Origin of the sequence: uncultured Sulfuricurvum sp. (genome assembly GCF_937936435.1) — a bacterium.
Lineage (GTDB): Bacteria > Campylobacterota > Campylobacteria > Campylobacterales > Sulfurimonadaceae > Sulfuricurvum.
On the sequence record NZ_CALDDG010000070.1, the window covers coordinates 1 to 10,504 of the forward strand.

Annotated in this window: 11 protein-coding genes; 7 read left to right on the forward strand and 4 right to left on the reverse strand. The window is 36.2% G+C overall.

Going from position 1 to position 10,504, the window contains the following annotated elements:
* The first annotated feature begins 86 nt into the window (after window positions 1-86).
* From Q0389_RS07525 to Q0389_RS07555, 7 genes are all read left to right on the forward strand, one after another.
* Window positions 87-830, forward strand: a complete 744-nt coding sequence (locus Q0389_RS07525; RefSeq protein ID WP_298693250.1) for a polysaccharide biosynthesis/export family protein — start codon at window positions 87-89, stop codon at window positions 828-830.
* Window positions 808-3,084: a polysaccharide biosynthesis tyrosine autokinase gene (locus tag Q0389_RS07530; RefSeq protein ID WP_298693251.1), complete on the forward strand. Its 2,277-nt coding sequence runs from the start codon at window positions 808-810 to the stop codon at window positions 3,082-3,084. The genes Q0389_RS07525 and Q0389_RS07530 overlap by 23 nt, the downstream gene beginning before the upstream one ends.
* Before the next feature lie 264 nt (window positions 3,085-3,348).
* Window positions 3,349-3,705: a hypothetical protein gene (locus Q0389_RS07535; RefSeq protein WP_298693252.1), complete on the forward strand. Its 357-nt coding sequence runs from the start codon at window positions 3,349-3,351 to the stop codon at window positions 3,703-3,705.
* A gap of 38 nt (window positions 3,706-3,743) precedes the next feature.
* Window positions 3,744-4,583 carry a hypothetical protein gene (locus Q0389_RS07540; RefSeq protein ID WP_298693254.1) on the forward strand — a complete coding sequence of 280 codons (840 nt, stop codon included), beginning with the start codon at window positions 3,744-3,746 and terminating at the stop codon, window positions 4,581-4,583.
* Complete coding sequence (locus tag Q0389_RS07545; protein ID WP_298693256.1) at window positions 4,580-4,858, forward strand: PqqD family protein; 279 nt, start codon at window positions 4,580-4,582, stop codon at window positions 4,856-4,858. The genes Q0389_RS07540 and Q0389_RS07545 overlap by 4 nt, the downstream gene beginning before the upstream one ends.
* A 31-nt stretch (window positions 4,859-4,889) precedes the next feature.
* Entirely contained in the window at window positions 4,890-6,041 is a 1,152-nt protein-coding gene (locus Q0389_RS07550; RefSeq protein WP_298693257.1) for a nucleotidyltransferase family protein, read from the forward strand.
* A 95-nt stretch (window positions 6,042-6,136) separates the two neighbouring features.
* A complete protein-coding gene (locus Q0389_RS07555; RefSeq protein WP_298693258.1) occupies window positions 6,137-6,607 on the forward strand; it encodes a hypothetical protein in 471 nt (156 codons plus the stop codon).
* Between the two features lie 216 nt (window positions 6,608-6,823).
* Here the strand turns inward: Q0389_RS07555 and Q0389_RS07560 are convergent, their stop codons facing one another.
* The 4 genes from Q0389_RS07560 to Q0389_RS07575 all read right to left on the reverse strand — a co-directional run.
* Window positions 6,824-7,552, reverse strand: coding sequence for a WecB/TagA/CpsF family glycosyltransferase (locus tag Q0389_RS07560; RefSeq protein WP_298693259.1), 729 nt, complete (start codon window positions 7,550-7,552; stop codon window positions 6,824-6,826).
* Window positions 7,545-8,657, reverse strand: a complete 1,113-nt coding sequence (locus Q0389_RS07565) for a glycosyltransferase family 4 protein (RefSeq protein WP_298693260.1) — start codon at window positions 8,655-8,657, stop codon at window positions 7,545-7,547. Before Q0389_RS07565 ends, Q0389_RS07560 begins: the two co-directional genes overlap by 8 nt.
* Window positions 8,650-9,702 carry a hypothetical protein gene (locus Q0389_RS07570; protein ID WP_298693261.1) on the reverse strand — a complete coding sequence of 351 codons (1,053 nt, stop codon included), beginning with the start codon at window positions 9,700-9,702 and terminating at the stop codon, window positions 8,650-8,652. The genes Q0389_RS07565 and Q0389_RS07570 overlap by 8 nt, the downstream gene beginning before the upstream one ends.
* An 8-nt stretch (window positions 9,703-9,710) precedes the next feature.
* A partial coding sequence (locus tag Q0389_RS07575; RefSeq protein WP_298693262.1) for an MBOAT family O-acyltransferase occupies window positions 9,711-10,504 on the reverse strand: 794 nt, incomplete at its 5' end.

A 10,504-nucleotide genomic window follows, 5' to 3' on the forward strand; every position in this document is an offset into this window, starting at 1 on the left:
GAGATAAAGGAATGTGACTGGAGTTCAGACGTGTGCTCTTCCGATCTGGTTTGCTGTTTTCGGGGTGCTCAACACAGTCATTCAAGATGATGGGTAACAGTCCGGAACCCCAAACGGTCGTCTCAGATGAAAATTATACGGCTGAGACTGAATTTGAATGGAAAATTACTAAAGGCGACCGTGTCGAAATTAACGTGGTAAATCTTACATCGGGAGAAGGGGATCAACAGATCAACCAGATCCTACGAAGCGGCGGTCAGCAAACATTAAACCGCGACGGTACCGAAGGGTATCTGGTTCCTAATGACGGCAAGATTCGTCTACCGCTAGTAGGTGCGGTAAAAGTTGCTGGTATGAGCGAGTCGGAAGCATCGGACGTACTGACCAAGAGATACCGTGAATATTTGAAAGACCCATTTGTAAGTGTTAAGATACTGAACCAGAAACTGTTTGTACTCGGTGAAGTCAGTTCTCCGGGTGTCGTTCAGGTGACGAACGGAACAATGACTTTGTTTGAAGCATTGGCAAAAACGGGAGATTTGACTGATGATGCCGAACGAACCAATATTAGAATTATTCGGGGAGGATTACGTACTCCTCAAGTAAGGGAAGTCAACCTTGCAGATATGTCGCAAATGAAACTTACCAGCCTTATTTTATTACCTAACGATATTGTTTATGTACAGCCTCGCGGTATGAAAGCTTACAATATTGCCTTTACTGAACAAACACCATTTTTCCAAATGTTAACAACGATGATGGCTCCATTTATTACATATGACACACTTCGCCAATTAGGGACGTATGATGGCTTACACCTACCAAAATAATTCAACTTTTCAAAGTGGAATGCCGGATCATATCGAGGCGGAAGTCGATCTTAAAGAGCTTGTTAATTCAATTTTAGGATATAAAAAGTCTATTATTGTTGTGACATTTGTCATTACTTTGTTTTCAATTTACTTTGCTTATTTCAGTGATAATGTTTATCAGGCTGATCTTTCCATGGAAGTCCAAGGCGGTTTAGTACAGCAATCCTCGGCTAATGATTTTTTGACAAATGCCATGGGGGTCAAAAGCAGTCTTGCCAACACAATTGAACTTTTAAAATCTCGTTATATGGCGCAAAAAACGCTTGAAAAAATTTATATCGGAAACCGTTATTTTATTAAAGAGGACTATCGTAAAATTGAACTTTATAAGCGTTCACCGTTTACGGTCAAAGCAGAGGCGATTTCCCAAGAATTGATAGGTCGGGAGTTTACTCTTCAGCCGATAGATGAAAAGAAATTTCGTTTAAAGATTGAGGATATAGTTGTTTCTGAAGGAAAGAAGAATAATTATGACCATGTTCACGAATACGGTTCATTGATATCTACCCCCTATTTCAGATTTACTGTTAATAAATTAGGCGGATTGGACAAAAGGGATTTTTTCTTTACCATAACACCGAACAATATGATGTATACGATGATTCAGTCATCGTTGTCAATTGGACTTTCAGATGAAAAGTCCACAGTTTTGAAGTTGATGTATAGGGATAATATTCCAGAACGAGCTCAAGATATTTTACAGGCGATTTCTGAGACTTATGCGGAGCAAAGTGTCTTTTATAATAGTTCGAGTGCAGAACGAACACTCAAATTTATCGATGAACAGCTAAAAGCAATTAATGAGGCATTGCAAAATTCAGCTTCTAATTTACGGGATTTTAAATCTTCACATATTCTAATCGATTTAGGTTCTAAAGCTTCTACCGTTTCTCAGACACTTTCGCAGTATGAAACACAGAAATATGAAATTGATTTGCAAGAAAATACCCTCAAGCATCTTCTCGATTATATAAAGTCAAATAAAGAACTCATTGGGGTTGATATGGGCCCCGTTACCGGTAGCAGCATGGCAATTACGACGTTGATGGGGAAATTACAAGAAGCGTACACTTACCGATCTTCATTGAGTGTTGATTTTACGGAAAAACATCCCTCAATGATTAAAGCTAATGAGCAGATCGCTTCATTAAAAAGCGCATTAAAATCGACGGTCGAGAGTGCATTACGTAGTATTGCTCAGCGAAAAGCCAATGTTCAACAAATTATCAACACACAAAAAGCAACATTCGAAACGCTTCCTGAAGAAGAGAAACAGTTGGCACAGTTAAATCGTAGCTTTTTGGTAAATGAGAAAATTTACGAATATCTTCTTCAAAAACGGGCGGAAACATCGATTCTGGAATCAGCGACTGAGTCAGGTGTCCGCGTTATTGATTCTGCTTTAACAGGGGATGCCCCGATCCAGCCGCATCGAAAAGTAATGGTAATAATTGGACTTGTCGTTGGCTTATTGATTGGCTTATTACAGGCATTTCTGCGTTTTCTGATCAGTAACAAGATTCACACTATTTCAGATATCGAAAACAATACAATGATTCCTATTTATAGCGTATTGCCATTATTCAAAGGAAAAAAATCGCTTTATGAAGAAGCACTGCGCGTACTTCTGACAAAATTCGAATTCAGTTCAGATAGACCTAAAACAATTATGGTTACTTCTTCGGTTCGTGGAGAAGGACGGACTACAACTGCTTTAGAATTTGCGAAAGTAATTGCCCAAAGTGGCAAAAAAGTTATCCTGCTCGATATGGATATGCGTTCATCTAATGTGAATAAAAAACTAGAAATTCAAAATCAGATCGGTATGAGTACTTTGCTTTCAGGAAAAAATACTTTTGAAGAAGTGCTTCAGTGTACAGATCATGGTGTTGATGTTGTAGTAGCAGGCCCGCTGCCAACTAATCCATATGAGTTAATGATGTCGCAAAGTCTTAAGAATGTATTGGATGAGTTAATGAAACATTATGATTATATCCTTTTAGAATCGCCGCCAGTTGGCGTTATAGCTGATGCTCTTGTATTAATGCGTATTTGTGATTTAAGTCTTATTGTATTTAAAGCAGATTATTCGAAAAAAACATTTATAAAAAATGTGAATCGATTTGTTGATGAACATGAACTGAAGAATGTAGGAATTATTCTTAATGCGTTAGAGCTCAAAAAAATCCGACCATGGATCAAAAAAAAATAGGTTTAAAGAATCATTAGCATTTAAAAATAACAGTTTTTGATTAAGCTGATTTTTTGAATATTTATATTAGTATTCCATACTAGAGATGCTTATATCTATAAGGCATCTTATGACTAGTTATAAGAGTGCTTGAGAACACACGGTGTGTTTATAGGGCTACACCCGAAGTATCGAAGAAAACTCCCGGGTGAGTAAACCGTCTTGATCAGCGGTTTAACGTTCTTAGTGTCAATAATGCAAGATTGGCAAACTTAGAGGTTTCAAATGGAAAATTTGGAAAACGTTGAAATGAATGCGGCTCAAGCACGCCGTACATTTTTGAAAAAAGCAGCATATGCGGCACCAGTAGTTATTGCTCTTGGCGGATTGAACGCTCATGCAGGAAATACTGTGGGAAGCAGTGTTTTTTCTACTAATTTATATGTAGGCACCGAAAAAACTGATGCTAACTATATTGGTACAGCAACTGTGAGTGGACATAACGGTGTCGTAGATCAGGGTCTCATCACAGATACAGATGGTGTTAAAACTTACTACACGTCTGCAGAAGTGAATAGCAATAAAAGTCCTTATGCTAAATTTTGGAATGACTTTAAATCGTTCTTCGGAACTATTAATTAATGTTCTACGGTTTTCATCTTCTCCTCAATCAGGAGGAGATGAAAAATCATAAGCTGAGTTCAAATGTTATTCAAGTTATCGAAAATCAATGTATCGAATCTTCTTTTTTCCCAAACACGCTTATTTATCAAAATAATCAAGATCGTAATGTTACTTTAGCAACAGATAGAGATTTTATCCAACCTATCCCTGAACAAAACTGGCTTTTTCATGTTGAAAATGTTATAAGCTTTACATGGCAGACGCAAGGTGGAAAAATTTCTTATTGTTTTTTGGAAGAAGCAACTGAAGAAATTTTTCGATTTTGGCTTTATCATCTTGTTTTACCAATATACTTTTCTATATCTAATACCTATAAATTTTTGCATGCAGGATCTGTTGAAATAAATCGAAAAACCGTTTTATTTATGGCTCCATCCCATGGTGGAAAATCAACTTTAACTGATTATTTTATACAACATGGCCATTTATTGGTTACTGATGACAAAATGGCAACATTTGAAAAGGGAGGAGATTTTTATGCAGTTCCTTCACATCCTTATCATCGTCCTTATCGTCAGGTAGAGGTATTAGGTCACCGATGTGAAAATGCAGCAACAGAAATACGTTCTATTCATGCCATTTATATTTTGGAGAAAGATGAACCGGATAGTATTTGTACTCTTCGTCCTTTGAAAGGAATAGAAAAATTTAGCCGTCTTCATGAAGGAGGAGAAATGAATTTTTCTTTTTTTACGAAAGACTATGTTCAGTATCTTTCCAGATTAGCGAATAAAGTGAATGTTTTCAACGTAAAAGTACCGCAAGATTTGGATCGACTGCACGAAGTTTATGATATTATTGTTAATCATTGTGAATCTATAAAAGAGGAAATATGAGAGCAAAAGAATATTCTATTCCTTCATCGGTATTACTTCAGGAAATTGATAATGAGTTATTGATTTTCAATAGTGAAACAGGTCAATTCTATTCGGTTAATGATACAGGTGCTGTTATTTGGGAGTCAATCATAGAACATGATAATTTAGGGGATGTACTTGATGATATATCGGAAGTCTTTGATGTTGATAGAGATATTTTGATAAATGACCTACTGAAATTTGTTTTGCCATTGTACGAGCAGGGGCTTTTAATCCTTGCAAAGCAAAAATAATTGAGAAGTCTTGTTATTAATGAGAACGCATTTGGAAACTAAATACGATTTGTTGATAGAATGCTGCAAGCTAAGTCCTGATGATGAATTTATAGCATCCTTGATAAATAAAATTGATAATTTGGACGAAATAATCAATTCTGCTTATATGCACGGTGTTTTTCCTCTAGTATATCAGGTACTTAAAAAATTTCTCGAAAATAATAAGCCTCTTCTATCTCAATTCAAGTATGTAAATCTTGAAATTGCCCAATCAAATCTCCAAATGACGGCAGAACTGATCAAGCTTACCAAGCTTTTAGATAAAGAAAATATTCCTCTTATAGGAATTAAGGGTCCTGTTCTCTCTGCACTACTCTATAAAGATATTACCAAACGGCAATTTTCAGATATCGATGTATTGCTACACCAAGAAGATATGCATCGTGCTGTGGTGATGCTTGAATCGATAGGATACCGATCAGAGTTCTCCAGCGATTTTCTAAAAAATGAAATGCTGTTAAAAGTAGACAAAGATTTTGCAATCTCTACACCTGACGAAAAAATAAATATTGAGTTTCATTGGAAATTATTTAGCAATCCTCAGATGTCTAAAAGTAGAATAGTATTATTCGATGTCGAAAATGTAGATATTGATATCCACAATACTCATATTCGAACATTGGCAACGGATATTCAATTATTATACTTATTAGTGCATGGATCAAAACATTACTGGGAACGTCTTGAATGGATTTGTGACATTGACAGATTGATACGTCAAAATTCAATGATTGATTGGACTGTCTTAATGGAAAGAGCTAGAACAATGGAAATTGAAGGGATGGTATATTTAGGCTTGATGATTAGCCATGATCTCCTTAATACACCATTGCATGAAAAGATATTGCAAAGAATAAGTGAACTAGCAGTTTTAGAAAAATCCAAAAAATCAATAATTTGCGATATAAGGCATGATAAGATCATCGAGGGACACAGCGAACATGTCGATTTGAAAAACCTATACCATTTGTCTTTGATAAATGAAACAAAATGGAAATTAATCAAAGAATATTTATCGATTTTTTTTGCCATTAAAAAATGGGATGTCTTTGTTATTAATCTCCCGAAAAGAGTTCACTGGCTTTATTATTTTATCCGATATTATCGGATTATTAAAGAGAATATTTTTATTAGAAAGTAGATACAACAGTAGTTTAAAAAAATCAATATTTTCTAATAAAATAAGTGCTATTATTATAATAGCGGGATTATACATTCAATAATGAAGGAAAAAAAATGAGAGAAGCAAGACGCAGTTTTCTGAAACGGTCAGTATATGTTGCTCCTGCATTAATTATGCTTGGGGAATTATCGGCACATGCAAGCGGTAATTGTCATAATGGTGGCGGACATCATGAAGGTTCGCATGGACATAATGGCAGTGGAAATGCTGCTTCGACACTCAATTGCAAGCCAGTTAATAATTGCCATAAAGGCAATAACGGCTGGGGTAACGGTGATCAAGATGCTCCAGGTAAGTCACTGCATCATAATAATGCAGAGAACAATCATAATGGCAAAGAAAATCCGAACAATCTTGTATCATGCGATAAGTCAGTAAAAGATAAAGTTAATAATGTCGGTGTGAAAACGCATGGTGGTCATGAAAAAGATTACGGTAAAAATAACGGCTGGGGTAACGGTGATCAAGATGCTCCAGGTGGTTCGTTACCGCATAATAAAGCTGAGAATTATATCGGCGCTTAAAAGTTTTCTAAAAATTCTCTCATTTTTTCTTCATTATGTCCTCTTTCTTTTACAAAAAAGAGGATATTTCGTGCACTATTCTTCTCACGTAGCGGTTTACTCACCTATAAGTATCTTTAACTGTTTAACCTTTTTTATTTAAAAAATCATGAGAATGGGAATATTTATTGTAAGATAGAAAAAACTGTTAGGTCTATCTTATTAATAATCTTTAGTTTATTTGATGCCTATCTTGTATTGTATAAGATCTATCAGAAATAGTGGAGTGGAAACAAAATTCCTTTTCCACAACCTTTTTGGTTCCTTGATTAGCCTAGGCAGCCATTCTAAATGCAGATTTATCCAAAATTGGGAAGGACGTTGTACGGTTCCGGCAAAAAAATCGAAAACGGCACCAATCGAACAAGCTGTTTTGATATGGAGTCGATCTTTATGGGTATAAAGCCATTTTTCCTGCTTTGGCGCCGTCATCCCGACGAATAATACATCCGGTTCGAAACGATTGATCAAGTCAATGATAAGATCATTTTCTGCATCTGTGAATTCTGGTTTAAACGGGGGCGAGTAGAATTGTGCGACGATATTCGGGTATTCATGAGAGAGACGCTTTTGGATTAAATCAAGAGTTTTTTGCGAAGCACCCATATAAAAACATTTTTTTCCTTCTGCATTGAGTATGCGAAGCAGGTGTTCATGTAAATCGGCTCCGGCAATTTTGGTAATAGTTATGCGATTGATGATTTTAGCGGCCATAACAATACCGCTTCCATCAGGGAGTAAAATGTCTGATTTTCTTAGTGCATTTTCGAATAAGAAATCCATTTTTGCAGTCACATATGAATGAGGATTAATGGTATTTATGATCTGTTTAGAATCAGTGACAGTTAGTTTCTCTAAGTCATCGGTGAAAATATTGTAGTTCATAACTTGGGTATATTTATGCATTTAATGTCCTGACGAGATTTTTTTCAAATTGTTGCAACGTAAAATTTTGCATGTATCGATCTCTGCAGTATTGAGAAGTCTCAAGATTCATAAATTGGTTAAGAGCCATCTTCAATCCATCTAAGAGATTATCTAAATTTTCAACAATGATGCCGCATTGATTATCTAGAATATAAGGGATAGATCCTTCGTCCGTAGATAAAACGGGAAGCCCATAAGAGAGAGCTTCAAGGATAGAAAGAGGAAATGCTTCATTCGGATAGCGTGTAGGAAAGATGAAGAGATGTGATTGTTCAAATAATTTTTGTTTTTCTGCTCCGTTGATAAACCCGTGAAAAGTGACATTGTGTAAATCGTGTTGTGTAATCGTCTCGAAAAATTCGCCCCGGTCATTTTCGTTTTGCCATTCTCCGGCAAAATGAAAATGGATATTGTTGTTTTTAAGGGCTATTGCCGCTTTCAAAACGTCAAAATATCCTTTGGATTTGATCATATTGGAAAGATAAAGAGCATGAATCGTCGATTTCGAGGGATCATATCGTCGATCGCATATTTGGTTGAACTCACGTTCGCTCAGGGTGTTTTCTACGCCGTTTGGAAGATAGGAGATGTCCTGAATCGTATCGATTTTTCGGAAATCCTGTGAGAGCATGGGACTCAGTAAGATAAGACGGATATCCCGGAGAAAAAATCGGGTCAAGGCAAGATTACGTGCAGACGCCGAGACGAACTCATCCACTCCCTTGGTATGGTAATGATAGAAGATCTCTACGGAGGCGAGATAGCGATAGCTTTTCCATAGCGTCGAGATGAGCAGATCTCGGTAAAACGCGACGCTGCGGATCGATGCGGTGAAATAGATTTTATCGGGGCGAAACATGATGAGCACCCATAGCACTTTGAGATACAGTTCGATGACAAAATAGAGTTTTTTCCAGTTCACTTTGCCGATATCGGCGATTGTGTCCGATGATCGGATCGGGATAAATCGGCATTCGAATGTTTCGTTGATTACATGACTGTTGCGGATAAATTCGCCTACTTTGGCGGCACCGTGATGGGGTGGCGGGACATGAAGGATACAGAGGAGTCGGATTTTATTCATTGGAAAAGTCACTTTGATTATTATTGAAATTAGCGATATAGTGTTCGATATTTTTATTGGTTAGTGTACTTCCGAAATAATTATTTTTTGAGGATAGCATATTCGAGGTAATAATATGTGCCAGTTCTGGGGTCAAGTGAACGGAATCAACCCAATAAAATCCGTCATATTGATTGACGGCGAAATTATTGAAATCATGAACTTCACCGAAGATGGATACGACTTTTCTTTTAAAATCGAAGAATTTTGGTTTTAAATACGGATCGGCAAGTATTTTTGTTAAATGCTGGGTACTCATTGGGGAGATAGATACAATTAGTTTTATTTTATATTGATCACATAACTCTTTAATAGAGAGAAGATAGTTAATTCTTTGTTGATCAAAATCATACTCTTTATAATATTCATCAAAATAAGAGGATTCAAGATGCTCTGTATGAAATAAAGTTGTAGGAAGACGAGCATACATACCATTCTCTTTTATAATTTGCTCGGAATTTTTTTGCATATTTTTACCAACAATACGAATAGAGTCTAAAAAAGAGTCCAAAGTAAAATAGGTGGAATCAAAGAGAAAAGTTTTTTCTGTTTTTTCTTTTGACGGCGAGTGGTCTAGAAAGAGATACAATTTAGATGTTTTGAATTGCATGAAAAGTTGATTATAGTCGTTTAGATTTTTAAAGTCCAATTGAAGCCAAATCGTTTTCGGGATTTGGGTCTTAATAATATAATTAGTTATGGCTAAATAATCTTCTGGCTGTCCAGAAATGACACTAAAATTATAAGTGTTTTGAGAAGTAATATCTTTGATTTGTTCCGGATCAATATATTGTGCTCGACTGCTTCCAAGAACAAAAAAATCGTACTCTCGTTTGTGTTTTAATAAATGATAGTATTTTTGGTCTCTATCGGAATAAACGGCTTTGGTTTTGAGATGCCATAAATTAATTCCAAATTTTTCGTAGGGATCAATTGATACAGTAAATGAGTACATAAGGCATAAAACAATGACAGCAAACGCAAATGTTCGATAAATGAATGACATTGAAACCTCTAAAAGTTAAAATACAAAAATTCTGAAATCTTATGCATACTCATCATTGACAATACTAGCATGAAGGCAGTGTAAAATGCATATCGAGTATTTGGAATAAAAGAGAGTAAGTGATTCTGTGAATTTTTCAGTCGTATTATATAAAGTCCCAATAAGAGCAATACCACCATCCAAATACTACCATTGATATCAGACCAGTAGTCGCCAAACATAATACCGTATGGATTCAATATGGATAGATATTTTTGCAATCCGATAGGGAGAATAACGCCATTTAAACCGGCCATTCCTTTTAATACTTTGGAGGCATCGCTCCATTCTCCAGCTCTAAAGAAAACCCAAGTGATATTGATAAAATTAAAGGTAATGAGCCATGCGAGCCAAGTTTTCATTTTTAAACCTGTTTGCTGCCATATGCGATGAATAACGATTGCCGACCCGTGCAAAGCTCCCCATATCACGAACATCCAACTCGCACCGTGCCATAACCCTCCGATTAAAAATACACTGAAGAGATTTGCATAAGTCCGTATTTCTCCCCCACGATTTCCGCCTAATGGAATATAGATATAATCCCGTAAAAAGCGAGAAAGCGTTATATGCCAGCGTCTCCAGAAATCTTGAATATTCAAGGCTTTATACGGACTATTGAAATTGATCGGAAGTTTAATATTGAAAAGCAAGGCAACCGCGAGGGCCATATCCGTATAACCGCTGAAATCAAAATACAATTGGAAGGTATATGATAACGAGGTAGCCCAAGCCGCAATAAACGTGAGGGAATCCGCTTTGT